At 65.9% G+C, this 17372-nt stretch carries 22 protein-coding genes; 19 read left to right on the forward strand and 3 right to left on the reverse strand.

The features are described from left to right. Nucleotides 1–716 precede the first annotated feature (716 nt). The 16 genes from ACSVC7_RS30240 (at nt 717) to ACSVC7_RS30315 (ending at nt 8880) form a co-directional block, all read left to right on the forward strand. The gene (locus ACSVC7_RS30240) at nt 717–1721 is read left to right on the forward strand and encodes an AAA family ATPase (RefSeq protein ID WP_448208202.1); all 1005 of its coding nucleotides are present in this window, start codon (nt 717–719) and stop codon (nt 1719–1721) included. After that, on the forward strand, nt 1711–2571 hold the full coding sequence (locus ACSVC7_RS30245) for a ParB/RepB/Spo0J family partition protein (RefSeq protein ID WP_448208203.1): 861 nt from the start codon (nt 1711–1713) through the stop codon (nt 2569–2571). The genes ACSVC7_RS30240 and ACSVC7_RS30245 overlap by 11 nt, the downstream gene beginning before the upstream one ends. A 422-nt stretch (nt 2572–2993) precedes the next feature. Further along, on the forward strand, nt 2994–3440 hold the full coding sequence (locus tag ACSVC7_RS30250) for a hypothetical protein (protein ID WP_448208204.1): 447 nt from the start codon (nt 2994–2996) through the stop codon (nt 3438–3440). A 161-nt stretch (nt 3441–3601) separates the two neighbouring features. Beyond that, nucleotides 3602–4024 carry a hypothetical protein gene (locus ACSVC7_RS30255; protein WP_448208205.1) on the forward strand — a complete coding sequence of 141 codons (423 nt, stop codon included), beginning with the start codon at nt 3602–3604 and terminating at the stop codon, nt 4022–4024. A 30-nt stretch (nt 4025–4054) separates the two neighbouring features. After that, nucleotides 4055–4363: a hypothetical protein gene (locus ACSVC7_RS30260; protein ID WP_448208206.1), complete on the forward strand. Its 309-nt coding sequence runs from the start codon at nt 4055–4057 to the stop codon at nt 4361–4363. 575 nt (nt 4364–4938) lie between these two features. Continuing rightward, nucleotides 4939–5289 (forward strand): hypothetical protein, encoded by a 351-nt coding sequence (locus ACSVC7_RS30265; RefSeq protein WP_448208207.1) that lies wholly within the window; start codon nt 4939–4941, stop codon nt 5287–5289. A gap of 51 nt (nt 5290–5340) precedes the next feature. Next, entirely contained in the window at nt 5341–5790 is a 450-nt protein-coding gene (locus ACSVC7_RS30270; protein ID WP_448208208.1) for a hypothetical protein, read from the forward strand. A gap of 31 nt (nt 5791–5821) precedes the next feature. Next, nucleotides 5822–5986 carry a hypothetical protein gene (locus ACSVC7_RS30275; RefSeq protein WP_448208209.1) on the forward strand — a complete coding sequence of 55 codons (165 nt, stop codon included), beginning with the start codon at nt 5822–5824 and terminating at the stop codon, nt 5984–5986. Nucleotides 5987–6020: 34 nt separating this feature from the next. After that, entirely contained in the window at nt 6021–6413 is a 393-nt protein-coding gene (locus ACSVC7_RS30280) for a hypothetical protein (protein ID WP_448208210.1), read from the forward strand. A gap of 314 nt (nt 6414–6727) precedes the next feature. Further along, nucleotides 6728–6994 (forward strand): hypothetical protein, encoded by a 267-nt coding sequence (locus tag ACSVC7_RS30285; protein WP_448208211.1) that lies wholly within the window; start codon nt 6728–6730, stop codon nt 6992–6994. A 15-nt stretch (nt 6995–7009) separates the two neighbouring features. After that, nucleotides 7010–7495, forward strand: a complete 486-nt coding sequence (locus tag ACSVC7_RS30290) for a hypothetical protein (protein ID WP_448208212.1) — start codon at nt 7010–7012, stop codon at nt 7493–7495. Nucleotides 7496–7530: 35 nt separating this feature from the next. Continuing rightward, on the forward strand, nt 7531–7743 hold the full coding sequence (locus tag ACSVC7_RS30295) for a hypothetical protein (protein ID WP_448208213.1): 213 nt from the start codon (nt 7531–7533) through the stop codon (nt 7741–7743). A gap of 29 nt (nt 7744–7772) precedes the next feature. Next, entirely contained in the window at nt 7773–8096 is a 324-nt protein-coding gene (locus ACSVC7_RS30300) for a DUF6440 family protein (protein WP_448208214.1), read from the forward strand. A 15-nt stretch (nt 8097–8111) separates the two neighbouring features. Next, on the forward strand, nt 8112–8288 hold the full coding sequence (locus ACSVC7_RS30305; RefSeq protein ID WP_448208215.1) for a hypothetical protein: 177 nt from the start codon (nt 8112–8114) through the stop codon (nt 8286–8288). Nucleotides 8289–8321: 33 nt separating this feature from the next. Next, nucleotides 8322–8522, forward strand: coding sequence for a hypothetical protein (locus ACSVC7_RS30310; protein WP_448208216.1), 201 nt, complete (start codon nt 8322–8324; stop codon nt 8520–8522). Nucleotides 8523–8553: 31 nt separating this feature from the next. Then, nucleotides 8554–8880, forward strand: a complete 327-nt coding sequence (locus ACSVC7_RS30315) for a hypothetical protein (RefSeq protein WP_448208217.1) — start codon at nt 8554–8556, stop codon at nt 8878–8880. A 303-nt stretch (nt 8881–9183) separates the two neighbouring features. Here the strand turns inward: ACSVC7_RS30315 and ACSVC7_RS30320 are convergent, their stop codons facing one another. Next, on the reverse strand, nt 9184–13707 hold the full coding sequence (locus ACSVC7_RS30320; RefSeq protein ID WP_448208218.1) for a strawberry notch-like NTP hydrolase domain-containing protein: 4524 nt from the start codon (nt 13705–13707) through the stop codon (nt 9184–9186). A 324-nt stretch (nt 13708–14031) separates the two neighbouring features. Here ACSVC7_RS30320 and ACSVC7_RS30325 point away from each other — a divergent pair, with 324 nt between their 5' ends. Next, nucleotides 14032–15531, forward strand: coding sequence for a UvrD-helicase domain-containing protein (locus ACSVC7_RS30325; RefSeq protein WP_448208219.1), 1500 nt, complete (start codon nt 14032–14034; stop codon nt 15529–15531). Here ACSVC7_RS30325 and ACSVC7_RS30330 read toward each other — a convergent pair. Beyond that, entirely contained in the window at nt 15528–15668 is a 141-nt protein-coding gene (locus ACSVC7_RS30330; RefSeq protein WP_448208220.1) for a hypothetical protein, read from the reverse strand. The two genes, ACSVC7_RS30325 and ACSVC7_RS30330, sit on opposite strands and share 4 nt — an antisense overlap. A 540-nt stretch (nt 15669–16208) precedes the next feature. Here ACSVC7_RS30330 and ACSVC7_RS30335 point away from each other — a divergent pair. Together ACSVC7_RS30335 and ACSVC7_RS30340 are read left to right on the forward strand one after the other, a co-directional pair. Then, entirely contained in the window at nt 16209–16400 is a 192-nt protein-coding gene (locus tag ACSVC7_RS30335) for a hypothetical protein (RefSeq protein ID WP_448208221.1), read from the forward strand. Nucleotides 16401–16534: 134 nt separating this feature from the next. Further along, the gene (locus tag ACSVC7_RS30340; RefSeq protein ID WP_448208222.1) at nt 16535–16963 is read left to right on the forward strand and encodes a hypothetical protein; all 429 of its coding nucleotides are present in this window, start codon (nt 16535–16537) and stop codon (nt 16961–16963) included. A 107-nt stretch (nt 16964–17070) separates the two neighbouring features. On the opposite strand, the gene ACSVC7_RS30345 is transcribed toward ACSVC7_RS30340, so the two are convergent. After that, the coding region (locus tag ACSVC7_RS30345) for a hypothetical protein (protein WP_483509013.1) at nt 17071–17372 on the reverse strand (302 nt) is incomplete at its 5' end.

Here is a 17372-nt window from a genome sequence, read left to right on the forward strand (position 1 = left end):
ACGCCACTGATCTGGTCGCGTTGGCGAGTATGATGATGGGGGGAAATCCACCCCTTTGACGGCCGATTTACCATTTTGCAACAACGCGCTGCTGGCATATTCGGTTATGTGCTCCGGCGGTTGCTCCGTATGCATTTTAGAAAAATGCCAGAGTATGATTCGCGGCCGAGTCACCCCTGGCCTCTTCGGCTCTAGTGGCGCGACGCGGACATAGGAAGCGGAGCCGGTGGCGTGACGCGGACATAGCTCCCCGAACGATGGCGTGACGCGGACATAGGAGCGCCAATTCACTGGCGTGACGCGGACGTTCAGGTCGATTTTGTGGCGTGACGCGGACATAGGCGTGTTGCGGCCACTTACCCACAGGGTTATCCACGGGCGTCACGCGGACATGAATTCATTCCTCTGGCGCGGCGCGGACATACAGCTGGCGCGACGCGGACATGGCGGTGGCGTGACCCGGACATAGATCTGGCGTGACGCGGACAAAACGCCCTGCAATCCCTTGTTCAGCAACGTGGATTCGCGCCTATAACTCTATAACACTCTATAACTTTGTAACAGTAAGAGGCCCTTGCCCTGTCGCCTAAGACCATTGTCCGGTCCCTGTGCGGTCCAGGGGCGCCCCTTTGCCGAGTTGAACCGCATCGCACCCTCTGGACAGAATTGGCTCAACTTACTACGATCGGTTTCGCCAGATTCAACCGGAGCCCAGCATGCAGCCTCATGAACGGGTCCGCGCGTTACGCGCCACGCTCAACATCAACCAGGCCGACTTCGCCTCCTGGCTCAACGAGGCCATGAACCGCCGCTACGACCGGGCGCAGATCAGCCGCTGGGAAAGCGGCAGCCAGCGCGTGCCCCGCGACGTAGTCGAAGTGATCGACGACGCCATCGCCTCCCGGCGGGCGCGCCACGCTATGACCATCGCTGTCGCCAACCAGAAGGGTGGCGTCGGCAAGACCAGCGTTGCGGTCAACCTCGCCTACGCTCTGCGGCTGGGCGGTTACAGGGTGCTCGTGATCGACGCCGACCCGCAGGGCAACGCCTCGCGCCACCTCGGCCTGTCCATGAAGGATCTCATCAACGTCGAGGAACGCCGGCGCACCACCTACCAGCTGCTCACCACCGACCTGCCCATCAAGGACGCCGCACTGCAGACGAAGTGGCCGCGGTTGGACCTCGTGCCGACCTACCTGACGCTCGCGGGCGCCGAGACCGACATCGGCCGCGACCCGCTGTCGATCTCCCAGCTGCGCGAGAAGATCGATACGGCCCGGGCCGACTACGACTTCGTGGTGATCGACTGCGCGCCGTCGCTGGGCAACGTCACGGTGTCGGCGCTGACCGCCGCCGAACTGGTGCTGGTGCCCGTGCAGACCGAGGCCTTTGCGCTGTGGGCCGTGGCCGACCTCATGAACACCGTCGACAAGACCCGCCGCCGCATGAACCCCAAGCTCAACATCCTGGGGTTGGTGCCGACGATGTACAGCCAACGTCTCGCGCAGGATCAGGCCACGCTCGACGAGATGCGCACCAACTACGCCGGCTTCACCGTGTTCGAGCCGATCCCGCGCTCGACCGCCTACGGGCAGAGCGCCGCCGCGGGCGAAGTCACCATCGACGGCATGCCGACGGTGCCCGGCCGCGAAACCTTCGACGCCATCGCCGCGGCCCTCCACAGCCGCTATGCCGGCCAGGAGACCGCCGATGCCGCCTAAGAAGTTTGCGCGCCGCTCCGCCGCCGAAGAGACGGTCGTGCGCGGCGACCGGCCAGGGCCGACGGGGGTGTTCGGCCTCAGCAACAACTTCCCGCGCGTGGTCGAGATCGACACCGACAGGATCAGCCCGAACCCGTCCCAGCCGCGCCGCCACTTTGACGAGGAGGCTCTTGCCTCCCTCGCCAACTCCATCGAGCGCGATGGCCTGCTGCAGCCCATCACCGTCCAGGCAGCACCGGAGAAGCCGGGCCACTATATCCTGGTCGCGGGCGAACGGCGGTGGCGCGCGCATCAGCTGCTTGAGCGGCCCACCATTTTCGCCATCGTGACCGAGGGCAACGCTCACGAGATCGCGCTGATCGAGAACGTCCAGCGTGTCGACCTCGATGGGTTGGAACTCGCTCACGGTTACGCGAAGCTGATGAGCAATCACGGCTACTCGGTGGAGGAAGTTGGCCAAGTCGTGGGGCTCGACGAGGGACGTGTCCGGCGCACGCTCAGCATCCTCGGTCTGCCGCAATCCATTTTGGACGAGTATGCAGTCGGGTATCGACACAGCGTTTCGCGGTCCGTTTTGGAAGAGATTGCGGCGGTCAGCGACCCTTCCCTGCAAGCCAAGCTCTGGGAGCAGGCGAAGGCCGGCGGCGGCCTGACCGTCCGCGGTGTCCGCGAGGCCAAGCGGAACGCCGACGAAACCGAAGATTGGAAGCGTCGCCGCTCGCTCGAAACCTCGATCGGGAAGGTGGCGAAGACGATCACCCTAATCCGCGAAGCGCGCGATACGCTGGACGACGGCCAGCGGCAGCGGCTGCGCAGCCTGCGTGACCAGATCGACGAACTTCTGACGTGAGCATTGCCGCCGTATAGGGGGCAAAGCACAAGACGGTTCGCCTTTGGCCGGACGAGACCGGGGCCAGCTCCGATCGGGGCTGGCCCCGGTCTGTTCAGGCCCGTTACAAGCAGCTCCGGAGTTCTGCCCCGGCCTGCGCCCGTCCCTACTCTCGCCGCCGTTCCAGCACAGCATCGAGAGCGCCGGCTGCCCGCTTGCGGCTGGTTTTCTCACGCTTTTTGCGCAACGCCCGTTGAGCCATTGCGCTTTTTGTGCGACTCTACCGGCGCGCGATGGGTCGCCCTTGCATTCTCCTTGTCCGACGCAGAAAGTGCGTTGGTGCAAGCGTGGTTGGCCGCGGAGCGCGTCATGCAGCGCGATCCGGCGATAGCGAGTTGGCCCGCATGCCCTGTCGGAGCATCCTCAAAGCGGAGAAAGTTCGAATGGTCCTGCGGCGTAACATACTGGCAGCGGTGGTCTCCCTGCTCGCCTTATCCGGTTGCGGCGATGACGGTAAGGACGCCTTGACCCGCGCCTGCGTGCATCTCGGGAGCGTGTCGGCATTTGCCGTTAACTTCGATCGGCCTTTGCCGGTCGAGGAGTCGTCGTACCGTTACGACAAGGACACCGGTGCGGGACCGTCCGTGGTTGTCCGGCTCTCTCCCCCGGGATTGCTCGCGTCGGCACAATATGGGCACCGTGTTCCCAGCAGTTCGTTCACCGTCAATTGCCAGTTCGCCGATATCCCGAGAGACGAGCGCGTGCCTCCGTTGACTTTCTTCAGCAGCTGGGACGGCGCTCATCAGCAGGATAAGCTTGCGACGCTCAACCAAATTCTCGGAAATCAGTACCGCATTGACGGTGGAAAGTTGATGCCTCTGAGGCACTGATCGGGGCAAGCCACCTCCGACGTGCAGATTTCGCCGGCCAACGCCAGCTCGCCGGCGTAGCGGGCCAAGGCTTGCGCGATCTGCATGCCGCCCGCTCACGCGCCGCGAGGGTCCAACGGGGAAACGCGATACAATGTCCAGGATCAATGGAAGGGGCATCCATGCACACGATCAGCATCTACGGTACGCCGCCTACCGCGAAGGAGATCTCGGACCTTCGCGCCACGGTGGCTCGGGAAATGTCTCTGGGATTGAAGGTCATGTGCTACTGCACGATCCCCATCGTCGACCTGGTGGCCGGCGCCGCGGTTGAAGCCATCGACTACACGATCAATGGAGACCGAGCGGCCCCCCTCGAAGACGATCGGGCCGCAACGACGCGCGACTGGTCCGCAACGACCACCACGAGGGAGTATGTTGATCACGTGCGTGCACAGGGCCGTCCGCTCATCCGGGCTGAGGTCGAGGCGCTGGAGCGTCACGTCCAGTTGGTCGGTATCGCCAAGGACGCCGCCATGGGGGTCGGCGGCTTGCTGGTCGACGGCATCAAGGGCACGTTCTCCGAGGTCTTCAACCGTTCCTGAGAACGAACTATCCGACTATGGAGCGGAACAGTGATCCCTGTTGATCCAGATGAATGCTTCTGCGGCGCTCCTGACGAGGGCGCTGCGCTCGGCCTGCTCGGCATCATGACGGGCATCAGCGAAAATTTGTGGTGCGCCGGCTGGCTCACCGGGCTTGAGCGCATCCTGTGGGAGGCGTGTCAGACGCCGGGCCGGAACAGCGTGACGACGGCACGGCAAAGCACGCTGCTACGCCTGCTGGCCGAAGAGGCCGACGGCTGGTGGCACTGGCCGGAAGCAGCCGACAAGCCGCAATTCATTCGTCTGGCCGACTGGAAGTCAATGCAGCCGACCTCATAAATGGAGGATTCGATCATGTCCATACGCTCCGCTGGCGCTCTCGCCCTCGGCCCTGCCGGGGCTTCCGCAGTCTTTCTGACGATGCTTGCTTTGGCCGAGACACACCCGGTCACGATCCTGGGTGGCGCCCTCGCGACGATGGCCTTCGGTTGCTGGCTGTTTCGTCGGCTGAACTGGCTGTAACGCGATCTCAAAAGAGATCATCGTCCCAACCTGGAGAAAGACGACGAAAAACAGCGTCTTTCTCGGGCGCGGAAGTTGGGCGTGCGCTGGTACCTTGCACGGCATCAAATCAGCGTTCGGATGCCGTGGCGCCGACCGCTCGACACGCATATTGCGGATTTCGCCGAGAAAGGTGACCGCAGAGCGCATCTGGACGGCGAGATTCCGGTGATGACGCTTTGCCATAGTCGGAGTGCCGCCCCACCCGCCCCTTACCCGCCCGGCCCGGCAGGTGGGGCTCGACGGCGTAGGGGGCCGGTGCGTGCGCGAGCTGCAAGCCACCCGCTCGCGCACCGCGAGTGTCCAGCCGGAAAACGCGGCAGGATGCCCAGGATCAAAGGAGCATAGGAACGATGGCCATCCCCTTACGATGCGATCCGGCCCCACCCAAGTCGAACGCTCACCGTCGCCCCAGCATCTCGGAGTGGCTGTTCGGCGCTCCCATGGGCTTCATCGTAGCTTCGGGCCTCGCCTCCGTGCCCGTGGGCACCGTGTTCTGCCTGCTCGGCGACATCCTGGCCTACCTCCAGGCGCACGCCGCTGAGCGAAGGGGGCACTGGTCCTCGCGGATCGAGGATATGCGCATCGCCTTCCGCATTCTGCTGGCCGGCCCGCTCCTTGTGATCGCGGCGATGTTCGGCGGACCATACGTCGAGACCGCCATCCACGCCGTGCCCGCTGCCCTCGGCATCATCGGAAGCTGATCCCGAGAGGGAGCATGTGCAATGGCACAAACACGATGGAGGATGACTAATATGAAAGCGCTCGTTTCCACGAACGCGCTCGTTGTCGGCAGCGTTTTCGCGGCTGCTGCCGCCGTATTCGTCCTTAGTGCCCCACCCGACCGGCGCAACGAGGACCGGTTAGCCAATGCGGTTGTATACTCCCTGAACGTCGAACCGACGCTGAAGATGCTCACGAAGGCAGCCGTTCTCAAAGCCGCAATGACGGACGATGCTTACCGCCAAGTCAAGCCGTCTCTTGTAAATAGCTACATCGACTCACTGAAGAGGAATGTCCGGACGCTATGCGCTGAAGACGGACCTCGCACGAGGAGCGGACGATCCGTAACTCTGGACCTGCTCTGTGTATCGGTGAGTCCTGTGGCCGGCGCCCCCTATAAGTTGTCGGTAACGATGTATATGACGAACGACGGCTCGAAGCTCGGCGGACTCCATATCCACCGCCTTACCGAAAACTTATAACGTCCCGGACGTGAGGAAATAAGCCATAAGCTTGTTGCTTCTGCTCGGCGCCGGCATCGTGTTTCTTGCCATCATTCGGCATGGACCCCAGAAGCGCACGGAACAGCATATCGGAGTGCTTTCCTTTGCAGGGCGGCTCATGATCGAGCCGGAGGCCTTCATGCCGCTTTTCTTTCACCAGCTCGTGGACAACTGATTTTCTCGAATTGGAGCCGAAGGAGGGCGCCGCCGTGCAACATCCGATCGACAGACACATTCAGAGGGCGGGTGGCGAGACGCGCAATCCGCGGCTGGACCAGCAGGGCAAGATCAAGATGACGACCGCGGCGACCATCGCCGTCGGCCTGCTCGGCACGAAGGCTGCGCTGACCATTCCGTCCTGGGGGCCGTCGGTCGCCGACGCCCTGCACATCGCTCCAGACGCCCGCGCTGCGAGCGCGGTGGGCACCGCAGTAGGCATGCTCCTGCTGACCGCTTTGGCGATGGAAGAACTGGTCCGCCGGATGCTGTTCTCGCGCCGCCCGCCGAACTGTCTGGAACGCGCCCTGACCCCGCTGTCGGAGCCGGTGTTCATCGGGTCGTTGTTGGTGATGGCGTTCGCCATCATCCTGGCAGCAGCATGAACCATTTTGGACATGGAGGGATAGAGCGATGAGGGCCGATGAGATGGATGAATTGGCCTTGCGCATCCGGGCGGGGATGAATCGCGCAACCGTGGGAAGCATTGCCCACTTTGTCGCGGCCAAGGCCATCATCGATCTGCAGGATGCTCGATCCATCATCGACGAGGCTCAGCGCTGCGCGCGGCGTGGCCGGTCCCGCAAGGCTGAGAGCATGCGGCTGGCCGCCACGCAGAGGATTAGGCGGGCGCGGGAAGCCCTCCGACAACTTACCGCGGCAACCGCACCCACGGGCGCATAGAGGAGCGAGCTTGAGCATGGCTGAGAAGGCTGATGGATCACGCAAGGTCCAGTGCCCGTACTGCGGCGGGGCTGGAGAGACCCAGGGGCACGATGGCGAACACGACGAGTGCCCCGAATGCAATGCGACCGGCGTCATGACTGAGGCCCAGGTGCATGCGGCCAACGCCTTCTTCGGCGCCTACTGCGCGCACGGTCACGATGACGCCGAGTGGAAGCGCCTGCTGGCGCAGCCCATCGACGCCTGGATCAAGGAACTACCCGACGCGAAGGCGTCTCACTGACGAGGGATCAACACCATGAGCGTGCTTGATGAAATTGCGGCCGAGCGCCGCCGGCAAGACGAGAAGTGGGGCGGAGCCCGCCATGATGACGGCCATGCTGTCGGGGCGCTCGTCATCGCTGGTGTCGTCTACGCGCTCGACGCGGTGCAGGGCTACTACAGCCCCGATGTGACGGTGGTCGAGTTGTCGTCCGACATGCTCCGCAAGCATTCTCCTTGCGGCCACAACAGGACCGATGGCGCCCGCCAGCGTCTGGTCAAGGCAGGCGCGCTGATCGTCGCCGAGCTGGAGCGCCTCGACCGGGCGGAGACCGCCGCCGCGCGCGAGGAGTGGATCGGCGAGGTCGTCGCCTACGTGCAGGGCCTGTCGGCCGACTGGACCGACGATAAGGCTCGCCCCTACGCCGAAAGCCTCTTCCACCACGCCTGCACCGGCCACCAAAACACATGGCCGGACGCGGTCGAGGTGGTCGAGGAGGATCGCGAGGACTGGACCGAGTAACCACCGCCCCGTAGGGGCGCATAGACGAGTGTCTTATGACCCACCGCCAAATGTCGAACACTGAGTTGGTCGAAGCGCTCGCCGTCCTCAACCGGCCGCGCACCTACTTCGACCGTCTGTGTGCCGAGATCGAGGATAGCGGCGAGAGTTTCGACAACGCCGAAACGCTGACCCGCACGACCGTCGAATTCTTCCTGTTGCCCGCCCGCATGGCCGTAACCCCGATCACAGCGCTTTTCCGGCGGTGACCGTCTGACTTTCTGGAAATGGAGCCGTCATGAAGCGCATTTGGGCCAAAGGCCGTAGAACAATGCCAATTGGCGTGGTGGCCATGGCATCGCTTTTGCCGTTAACGACGGCCGTTCGTGCCGAAGGCGCGGGGCCGACACCGCGGACGTGGACCAGCCAGGAGCAACCTTCCGCTGGATACGAGAAGGTCATGCTCATCACCGATCCGGAAACGGGATGCCAATACCTCTTCTACCGTCTCGGCTATGAGAACAGCAAAGCCGGGACCACAGGAGGCTTGACGCCTCGTCTCGACAAGGATGGGCGTCCGATGTGCGGCACGAATGATGCTGAGTTGAAGCATCTCCAGTAAGGGAGTGTATCAGCAATGGACCAGATCACTTTAGGCGGCCATTCCTTTGATGCCTTCAAGGTGCTGATTGTCACCGGAGGGTTTGGCCCGATCCTGTTGGCGCTCGGCGCCATCTTTTGGCCGCGTCATCGAGACAAGCCGTGCGGCACCGCGCCCGATCCGAACACGACCGACGACGGCGCGGGCATCTGAGTCTGCGACTTTCTGGCAATGGAGGGCTTGACCGTGGCTGTTCCTTTGCCCGACTTCCTCAAGCGCGAAGCCAAGCGCATCAAGCGCGCTGTAGGATGCACGCACACGGAAGCCCTCGACCACTTGGCCCAGGAGCGCGGCTATTCGTCATGGGCCGATATGGCACCCCACCTTTACGAGCTTGAGCCGTTGCGGCGGCAACGCGCCGAACTGTTCGAGTTCATCGACCGATAATCAGCTTCCGGAATTGGAGGGAGTATCATTCATGCAGGGCCACCTTGTTCCTCAAAGATGCATCCTCTCGCGCTCCGACCTTGCCGCCCTGCTTGATCGGGCGAAGGCTCTGGCAACAGAGCAGCCATCAGGCTGGGTGACGGGGATGTGGGAGATCCGTGACCAGCTGTGCGATGCGCTCCCTGGCAGCAATGTTCCCGGCCGCGACGACGATGACGTTGCCGAACGCCTCGGGGACATTGACCGTCTGTTCGTCGGGACATCCGAGGGGAACCCCGCGTCCCTGCCGTCCATCGTTGACGAGCTTTACGCTTTGCTCACCCGCCCGATCACGTCGCCCGTCGGCGAAGATCAATAATGAACCCGGTTACGCCCCGACCGCTTTGCCGCTCCCTCGCCAGACTTGCGCTGTCCAGCCAGGGATCGGCTTGCGGCGGGGGCTTGGCGATTTCCGCTGGCCGCAGAATGGCCGCCACCGCCTCACCCGACCCTGCCCGGCGACGCCGCATGTAAGCAATGCGTGTGTAATGCGGCCCGCCCTACAGCTTTAACGTACATGCGACGTCGCCGGGGGTGCCCTTCTCTCTCCCGGAGCGTCGGTCGGTGATGAGCACGCCGGGCGGTGCCGCTGCCCCCCCTTGCCCCACCCCTCCCCGGCGGATTACGCGGCCTTTGGGACCGCGCTGTCGCCGTCACATACCGGGTGCTCGGCCAGCAACGCGGCCAGCACGTCGGGCTTGCCGGTCGGGATGAAAACGCGGGTCCGGAAGTTGTGCATCTCCACGACGAGCCCCAGCTGTTCCAGCGCGCGGAGCTTGGTCACCGGCCAGCCCGTCAGTTCGACCCGCCACGTTCCAGCAAGGCGCAGCCTGCCGATCCGCCAGCCGTTGGCGAGCGTGACCGTGTCGCCAGCAATCGCCGCGTCGATCACTTCCGCCGGGCTCCATTGTGCGTCCACCGCCGCGCCGAGCCGTGCCAAGGTGGAGCGCACCTTGCCGGGGTGCATCAGCCGGCCCAGGTAGGATTGGCTGTCCGACGGCTTGACCCGCACCACCCGGCCGCTGCCGCCGATGCGATCCCACAGGGGCAGGATCAGGCCGGTGAGAAGGTGCAACTCGTCGATCCACCATTCATCCGCCGTGGCGCATTCGGCAGCCCACAGATGCGCGGCCGTGGCTTCGTCAATCCAGTCATAGGTGGCGTCCACGGAGGGGCGGTCGGCGAACTCTTCGGAGAACGGCCCTACCATCCGGTATTGCCCGACCACGTCGCCGTTTTCCTTGGTCCGCGAGCGCGCCGCCGCGACGGCCCGCGCCTTCCCTGCCCCGTCCGCCACGAAGCCGACGATCCGGCGCTCGCACCCGTCCACCCAGCCCCGCGCGACGCTGTCGAAGCGCCTCCCGCTGCGGCGGTGCCACGCGCGCAGATGGACGTACTGCGTCGCGGCCCCAGTTGCCGCATCGGTGTAGACCGTGCGCGGAGCGGCAATGACCTCGATTCGGTCGGCGCTGTAGTCCTCCATGCCGCGGTTGAGCGTCCCGGCTTTCTTCGCCGCTTCGATGTTGTCCTGCATGCGGTCGGCGAAGTCGGCGAAGAGCGTGTTCTGGACCTTGATCGGGCACGCGAGAAGGCGGTTCAGGAACAGCTTCACGGGCGGGATCTTCGCTTTCAGCAAGCCCCCGGTGTCGTCGCGCAGGCGCAGCGCCAGAGCGTCCTCCAGGTCGGTGAGCGTGAACCCCGCCACGTCGCCGCCGTTGAACAGGTCCACGACCATCTGATACAGCGCGTCCTGCCCATACTGGTTTTCCAGATCATCGGCCTCGCTGAAAATGCCGGCGTTGCCGGTGTCTTTCTGGCCGCGAGTCAGCGCGCCGAGCGCCCCCAAACGCTGGCAGATGGTCGAAATGAAGCGAAGTTGCGCCTTGATGTTGGTCGACACCAGCACGTATTCGGGGGGCTGTTCCTGGTCGGAGCGGTGCGTGCGGTACATGGCCTGCGCCGCTTCCTTTGCTTGCCATCCAGCCTGTATCACGTAATGGCGCCGCAAACGGCGGTTCGTGAAGCCGCGCCCGGCGTGCATGTCCAAGCCGGTATTCGCGGCATTGGAGAACACGATTGTGCGTTTCTTATCATCGTGGAAGGCCTGCAACTCCGCGAGGCGTTGCGCTTCCGTGCGGTTTTCAACCGTGCGGGTCGGAGTTCCATCCGGACCGGGCCGCACCACCACGCGCCGTGACCGGCCCGTCAGTTCGGCCACTTGATCGGGGCCTAAGGTATCCAGGAGCATGTCCAGCGGCCCTTGCGGAACCTGGATGGCGCCCAGCTCCATAAGTAGATCGTCGCGCATCTTGACGGCCTCTGCGCTCAGAACCGGCTCGCCTTTGCTGTTGGTCACCGGGACGACGCTTTCCTTTCCGTCGAGGCCCACCACCGTCTGGAACTGGGCGACCGGGAAGCTCTGGCGCACGAGTTCGATCAGCACGTCCCGAGGGGTGAGGTCCAAATCCTCCAAGTTTTCCATGGCCCCCTCTTGGGCCAGCTGCCGGTTCAGGGCTGCCTCCAGCGTGTTCACCAGCTGCGCCACCGCCGCGTGCCCCGCCTCCAGGTCGCGCTTGATGGACGCGATCACGGTCGGCATCTGGAAGCTCATAAGCACCTGGTTGAAGAACCGCTGTAACGCGCTCCAGAAGGCCGACTTCGCCGCGCCGCGCGCGAGCGGCGACTTCGCTGCCTCTGTCTTCTCCATGGCGTCCTCGAAGTGCGACAGCACCAGCCGCCACGCCGCGCTGAGGCGGTCGTAAATGGCCTCCTGCTCCGGGCTCAGCGTGTGGACCACCCGCTCATACTTGACCCCCGCGAAGGAGAGCGAGCGCGAGGTGTACCTGCCCAAAGCTTTCAGGTCGCGCGCCACGACCTCCATCCCGGCGATGCCCGACTCTTCCAGTGATGCCACGAAGTCCACAGCGTCCACGAAGGGCGTGCCCGGACCCCACAGGCCGAGGCGCGTGCAGTAGGACAGGTTCTTGGGCTTGTCGGCACCCGTCGCCGAGGTATAGAGCACACGGGCCGTAGGCAGCCGTTCCTGCAACTCCACGCCGGTCATGCCGGTGAGCGATCCCTTGGTCTTGCCGAACTCGCTGTTGCCGGTGAGCGCTTCCGACATTTTATGGCTTTCGTCAAACGCCAACACGCCGGCAAAGTCCTTGCCGCACCACTCGATGATCTGATCGACGCGCCGCCGGCCGCCGTTGCGGCCGGAACCGGAGCGCAGCGTCCCGTACGACACCAGCATGATCCCGCGCTTGACCGGCACCGGCTCGTTCGGGCGGTAGCGGTTGAGCGTGAACACGTCCTTCGGATCGCCGCCGAGCGCTTGCCAGTCGCGGCGAGCGGCTTGTAGCAAGAGCCCGGCGTCCTTCGTCAGCCATACCGCCCGGGTCTGGCCCTGCGCGAAGCTGTCGAGGATCACGCCGGCCACTTGGCGGCCCTTGCCGACCCCGCCGGCATCGCCAAGAAAGTAGCCCAACCGCCACGGGATCCCGTCCGTGGTCTGCCGCAACGATTGCTGGAACGCCTGGCCCGCCATCACGACGGTTTCGTATTGGGCCAGAGACAGCTTGCCGCTGGTCACCACATCGGAGGGCAGGGCGGGGCGGTACCACGCGGCCGGGGGCGCCACCGCGGCCATGGCGAGGCTTTCGACGAGCGGGGTGGGGTGGGGGCGGGCGCCGGGAAGCTGGACGGTCCGGACCTCATAGGGCGCGTACCGCGAATCCTCCCCAAGGGTGGCGGCCGTTGTTTCGGCGCTGCCCAGGCCCATGTCGGCGACCGTGGCAACGGCGGGGCCGGCGGCTGCGTCGTTGGCCGGGACCGGCGCGGCGATGCTCGGCCGGGTGCCCCGCACCGCTTCCAGCACAGCGTACAGTTCGTCCAGCGTGCGGGCCGCGCCGACGACCGGGAGTGCATCGACGGGCGCGGCCTTGTCGATCACCAGGACGCGCGTTTCGACGCCCGTCCCGTGCGCGGCGAACAGCGCGCCGGACACCAGTACGTTCGCCCGGACCGCGAAGCGCTTGCCGACGTCTGCCAGCCAGGGCGAGGTCGCGACGCCGAGGCGGTTCGGCAGCACTGCGACCAGCCGGCCGCCGGGGGCGAGCAGGGTGAGGGCGGCGTTGACGTGCCGGGCGGCGGTCGCCGGGTCGGCGCGGTCGCCTTTCTGGATTGAGCGCGAGTAGGGCGGGTTCATCAGGATCACCGTCGGCGGGGTGATCTTGCCGGCGAGGATGTTGTGCAGCTGGCCGCCATCCTCCGCGAGCGGGGCGTAGCCGAGCCCGCGCAGCAGCGCCGACCGGCGGGGGCTGATTTCGTTGACGGTGACGGAGGCCCCGGCGGCGGTGGCGAACACACAGAGCGAGCCCGTGCCGGCGGAGGGTTCGACCATGTGCTCGCCGGCCCGCAGATCGGCCGCCCAGGCGCAGGCGTGGGCGTAAGGTTGGGGCGTGCTGAATTGCTGCAGCCGGACGGTTTCCGTGTCGCGGCGCGTGTGCGTCGGCAGGCGGCCCAGCAGGGCGGCCAGCTCGGCGCCGACGGCCGCCGCGTGTGTGCGGTCGCCGGTCGGGGCGAAGCGCGCCGGTTCGGCCAGGATCAGGCGATTCACCGCCGCCTCCGACGCCTCGTAGGCGTCCTTCGCCGACCACGCGCCCGCCGCCAGCGAGCCCCCGAACGCCTCGTCCGCGAGGGCGAACAGCGCCTTCCAGTCCAGCGCGGCGCCCGCCCCCAGCCGTTCGGCGATCAGATCGACCAGCCGGGCCATGCCGCCGGCAGCACCGCCGGCCGCGGGCATTTGCGACACAGCCGCCGGGGCCGCTTCGGCGGTGATGTCCACGGTCCGGTGCACCCAGCGATCGGGGAGGGTGATCGTGTCGCCGAGCGCCAGCAGCAGGCGCTGCACGCGCTCCCCGGCATCGGTCAGCGTGCGGGCACCGCTTGTGGTGCGCACGACGAGCGGGACGGGGCTGTCGGTGACGACCACCGCGACCGTGGCGAACAGGCCGTCGCCGCTGCCGGTGACCGTCACGTCAATAGCCGGCAGGCGACCGTCGGCGATGGCATCGGCGATGGCGCGGCGGTAGCGCCCTTCCAGGGCCAGGGCGTCGGCGGCGAGGTCGGCGAGCATGAAGGACATGGCGGGGCTCTTGGCGTGTCGAGGTTGCGGATGCCCCCAACGCTACCGCCGCGCCCCGCCGAGCCACAGTAAAAAAGCGTGTGTTTTCGCCATGGTTTGCTGTTTGTAGAATGGAAATTGCCTCCTGTGCGCACGCCGTATATTTTCAAAGCTGGACATGAATGGGAGCAGGGAGACGAAATCTTGCCAGCGTCCATATTGGATTATGTCTGTCCGTTGAGGTGCGCCTGTCACAGCTGGACGGTATTGGGATTGGCTGACAAGTGATTGACGTTACTCTAGAGCGGCCGCATCATGGGGCGCACCACAACGCGGTCTTCCTCCATGTCTGACAGCACCCATCCCACGCCGACCGGTGAGCAGCGCGCGATCCTGGATGCGTGGCGGTCCAATCCGAACGAACACCTTGCCATCGTCGCCTACGCGGGAGCTGGGAAGTCGTCCACGCTGAAGATGTTGGCCCGCGCGGACACCCGGCCGAACCTGTACATCTGCTTCAACAAGAACATCCAGACGAGCGCGGAGAAGAGCTTCCCGCCGTCAACGCGCTGCCGCACCAGCCACGGCCTGGCTTACCGCGCCATGGGGATGCAGGAGCACAGGGAGCGGCTGAACGGTCGCCTGTTCGGCTCGGACGTGGCCGACCTCCTGTCCATCGTGGACGACGGGCGGCTGCGCCGGAGCCTGCTGGGGACGTGGGTGCTCGACACCGTCCGGCGCTGGTGCAACAGTGCGGACCCGACCATCGACGTCCAGCACGTCGAGGGCGTGCGGCCGACCGATCCGATGGCCGGTCAGATCGCCGAGTGGGCGCGCAGCCTGTGGCGTCAGATCACCGCGCGCGGGTCGCAGCTGCCCCTCGAACACGATTTTTATCTCAAAAGCTGGGTATTAACAGGGCCGAAGCTCAGCTTCGCCTACGGCCTCTTCGACGAGGCCCAGGACGCGAACCCGCTTCTGCTGCAACTCCTTGGGATGCAGGACTTCCCGATCATCCGCGTCGGCGACCCGTTCCAGTCCATCTATCAGTTTCGCGACGCGGTCAATGCCATGGACCAGCCGAGCCCGCGCACCCTGCACCTGTCGGAGTCGTTCCGCTTCGGGCCGCGCGTGGCCGCCATCGCCCGCTGCATCCTGGCGAACCATTCGCGCGCGCCGAAGGTGCCGCTGCGCGGAAACCCGGCGATCGACAGCGACGTGGTCGGGCTGCCGGAGGTGCACGCCGTCCTGTGCCGTACCAACATGCAGCTCTTCGACGAAGCGGTCATGAGCAGCGGCCCGCTGCACGTCATCGGCGGCGCCGAGCCCTTGCTGAAGCTCATCATGGGCGGCTGGGCGCTCTACTGCGGCGACCGGCCCAAAGGCGTGCCGGCGCTCGCGCGCTTCGCGTCCTACGGGGAGTTGAAAGACCATGTCGATGAAACCGGCGACCGTGAACTGGAGCTGCTGACCAAGATCATCGCCCGGTACGGCGGGGCCATTCCCGACCTGTGCGAAAGCATCGACCGCCGGCACGTTCCGGAGCGGACGCGGGCCACGCTTATTCTCAGCACGGCGCATAAAGGGAAAGGCGACGAGTTCCCGGCCGTGCGGCTGGCCGAGGACTTCCCCACGCTCCAAGACCTCGAGGCCTTCGGCCGCGACGGGTTGCCCCGCTACACACCGGCCGAACGGGATGCGGAACTCAACCTGCTCTACGTCGCGGCGACGCGCGGTCAGCTGCATCTCCAGGCCAACGAAGCGGTGCGCTCCTGCGTGGCGCGGGTGCAAGCCTTCCGGCAGCGGAAGCAGAGCGAGGCCGTCCGCGCGGCCGCGGCGGGCTAGGGCTTGTGCCGGCCCTCACCCGCGAGACCGCTGTCGGCGAGCCATCGCAGCTGCGCGGTGTCGATCTGCACGCCGTCCACGCTGTGCCGGCCGCCCGCCGCATAGACCCGATGGCCGGAGCGGCGCAGGCGCAGCACCAGCTCGTACAGGTCGTCGGGCAGGCGCCGCGCCCCCGGGGCGCCAGCGGTCGTGCCGGTCAGTTCCAGGCTGAGTTGTTTTTGCGCGGCCAGGGTCTGCCCCGGCGCGCGGGCCGGAACGGCGGCGGGAACGGGGGGACTGTGGCTCGCCGGGAGGCGTCGTGGCCGAGGGGAAGGGGAGGGCGGTGCCCAGGGTCAGCGCCGCGGCGGTGGCCGCCGCGTGCACGCGCAGGGACAGCACGCCGATGACGTAGGTTTCCTGCGCCATCGTGAGCTGCATCCCGTCACGGGCTCTGCGGGCGATGTCGAGCATGTCGTCCGTGCACTCGACGAACACGGGGCCGTCGCCGCTCTCGTGCTGTTCCGCCAGGTGGAGCAGGATCGCCCGGATCCTCGCGCCGCTCTGGCAGTTCAAGGTGGACTTCAGCCACCGGCTCTGGCCGCTCACAGTGTCCTCCTTGGAGGCTGGTCGGGGCGATTCTCACCGATCGCGAGCATCCCTGCAACGTCCGTTTCGCCGCGTGCGAGGGGAGAGGTAACATGTTCACAGTAAGCGCCGACGACGAGGCCGCGATCCGCGCCGCCTACACGCGCGGTGGCTTCGGGCCGGCTGTCGCCGAGTTCCGCAGCCGGTTTCGTGGCCTCACCAACGAGCACGCCGCCGGCTGCGTGCGCCGCATCCTGTCCTGGCCGGATGCCGATCATCCGGGCGGGGGAACCTTCCCGCGCTGAGCGTCGGCAACTTATTGGCGGCGTCGTGTGCATGATCCGCACGCATCGCGTACATGCGGCGTCGCCGGGAAAACACGCCTCCCCTCCTTTCCAATTCCATACCGAAACCGAGATCGCCCCACGGAGACTTGCCTATGAACCAGCGCCTTCCGCTTGCCACGACCGCCGCGATCGGCCTGACCGCGGCCCCGATCCTCACCAGCGCCGGGCTCGTTGATCCCGTAGCGGCATGGCAGGCCTTGTCCCCGACCGTGCGTGACCAGATCGGCGCCGCCGCCATCGCCCATGCCCTCGGGATCATCGGTTCCTACCAGGGGCTGGCCCCGGAGCCTGGCTGGCACGCAGCCGATGCGGAAAGCCTGTCGCTGATGGAAGAGCTGCTGCGCGACCATCTGCCGGCGGCGTTCAGCGCGGAGGATGTGCCGGTGCGTCCGGACTTGGGCCGGCTCGGCATTGCTACGTGCCGGGAGTGCGGCTGCACGGACCGCTGCGGGTGCCCGGAAGGCTGCCACTGGGCGGAGCCCGATCTATGCAGCGTCTGCGCGGAGAGGCGTGGGGAATAAAGCTTCGAGCGGGGCGCGGTCGATTTGGTCATCGCACGCGCCGACCGCCTTTGGGTGAGCACGAGGATAGTTTTTTTGGCTCTCCGGAAAAGCGGGTTGATCCGGGGTCAAATTGCATCCGCCTCGATCAGCCGCGTCAAGGTTGATAGGTCGATGCCGAGGTGGACATCGGGCGGTGGCGGAGGGGCCATCTCGCGGAAGCGCGTGACGAGCCCAACCATGTTCGGCTCTGGCCCGCGCCGCCGGTACGCCGGCACATCAAGGTCGGCATGCCAGTCGCGCAGCAGCTTGCCCTTCGGCGCCGGGGCGATCTTGCCGGCGCCGTGGGCCAGCAGCACCTTGGCGCGCAGCACATCCACGCTGTAGCCCCGCCCCAGCCGGTTCAGCACCTTCACCAGACCGTTCAGCG

The organism is Azospirillum mesophilum (assembly GCF_053470405.2).

What these genes read in the sequence shown, in the direction of transcription:
- ACSVC7_RS30240 (WP_448208202.1), top strand. Translation starts at nt 717, where the DNA reads ATGCAGCCTCATGAACGGGTCCGCGCGTTACGCGCCACGCTCAACATC.
- ACSVC7_RS30245 (WP_448208203.1), top strand. Translation starts at nt 1,711, where the DNA reads ATGCCGCCTAAGAAGTTTGCGCGCCGCTCCGCCGCCGAAGAGACGGTC.
- ACSVC7_RS30250 (WP_448208204.1), top strand. Translation starts at nt 2,994, where the DNA reads ATGGTCCTGCGGCGTAACATACTGGCAGCGGTGGTCTCCCTGCTCGCC.
- ACSVC7_RS30255 (WP_448208205.1), top strand. Translation starts at nt 3,602, where the DNA reads ATGCACACGATCAGCATCTACGGTACGCCGCCTACCGCGAAGGAGATC.
- ACSVC7_RS30265 (WP_448208207.1), top strand. Translation starts at nt 4,939, where the DNA reads ATGGCCATCCCCTTACGATGCGATCCGGCCCCACCCAAGTCGAACGCT.
- ACSVC7_RS30270 (WP_448208208.1), top strand. Translation starts at nt 5,341, where the DNA reads ATGAAAGCGCTCGTTTCCACGAACGCGCTCGTTGTCGGCAGCGTTTTC.
- ACSVC7_RS30285 (WP_448208211.1), top strand. Translation starts at nt 6,728, where the DNA reads ATGGCTGAGAAGGCTGATGGATCACGCAAGGTCCAGTGCCCGTACTGC.
- ACSVC7_RS30290 (WP_448208212.1), top strand. Translation starts at nt 7,010, where the DNA reads ATGAGCGTGCTTGATGAAATTGCGGCCGAGCGCCGCCGGCAAGACGAG.
- ACSVC7_RS30295 (WP_448208213.1), top strand. Translation starts at nt 7,531, where the DNA reads ATGACCCACCGCCAAATGTCGAACACTGAGTTGGTCGAAGCGCTCGCC.
- ACSVC7_RS30300 (WP_448208214.1), top strand. Translation starts at nt 7,773, where the DNA reads ATGAAGCGCATTTGGGCCAAAGGCCGTAGAACAATGCCAATTGGCGTG.
- ACSVC7_RS30305 (WP_448208215.1), top strand. Translation starts at nt 8,112, where the DNA reads ATGGACCAGATCACTTTAGGCGGCCATTCCTTTGATGCCTTCAAGGTG.
- ACSVC7_RS30315 (WP_448208217.1), top strand. Translation starts at nt 8,554, where the DNA reads ATGCAGGGCCACCTTGTTCCTCAAAGATGCATCCTCTCGCGCTCCGAC.
- ACSVC7_RS30320 (WP_448208218.1), bottom strand. Translation starts at nt 13,707, where the DNA reads ATGTCCTTCATGCTCGCCGACCTCGCCGCCGACGCCCTGGCCCTGGAA.
- ACSVC7_RS30325 (WP_448208219.1), top strand. Translation starts at nt 14,032, where the DNA reads ATGTCTGACAGCACCCATCCCACGCCGACCGGTGAGCAGCGCGCGATC.
- ACSVC7_RS30335 (WP_448208221.1), top strand. Translation starts at nt 16,209, where the DNA reads ATGTTCACAGTAAGCGCCGACGACGAGGCCGCGATCCGCGCCGCCTAC.
- ACSVC7_RS30340 (WP_448208222.1), top strand. Translation starts at nt 16,535, where the DNA reads ATGAACCAGCGCCTTCCGCTTGCCACGACCGCCGCGATCGGCCTGACC.